At 31.8% G+C, this 324-nt stretch carries 1 protein-coding gene; it reads left to right on the top strand.

Annotation, left to right across the window (positions count from 1 at the left end; genetic code table 11):
- Positions 1–324 (top strand): recombinase family protein (locus EGD97_RS12325; RefSeq protein ID WP_164850229.1); only part of this gene is annotated, 324 nt, incomplete at both ends.

The following is a 324-nucleotide window of genomic DNA, read 5'->3' as shown; positions in this document are numbered from 1 at the left end:
TAATAAGTATGTATGCTTAGGAGCGGAAGAGAACCAAAAATATATTAATGTAGAAATAATATTTGAAAAAGAAAATATCAAAACTTTATCAGGGGATGGAGAGCTTATGCTAACCGTCCTCTCTTCTTTTGCACAGGAAGAAAGCAAAAATGTCAGCGACAGCTTAAAATGGAGGGTAAAGAAGAAGTTTGAACGAGGAAAGCTGATTATAAATACCACAAGATTTTTAGGTTATGACAAGGATGAATACGGCGATTTAGTTATAAATCCTAAAGAAGCAGAAATAGTTAAAAGAATATTTGAAGATTATTTAAAAGGCAAAAG

The sequence above is a fragment of the Clostridium prolinivorans genome (genome assembly GCF_004011155.1).
GTDB lineage: Bacteria > Bacillota > Clostridia > Clostridiales > Clostridiaceae > Clostridium_AT > Clostridium_AT prolinivorans.
Note: the sequence above shows the minus strand (reverse complement) of the source record. Positions and strands in the feature narration are given on the sequence as shown.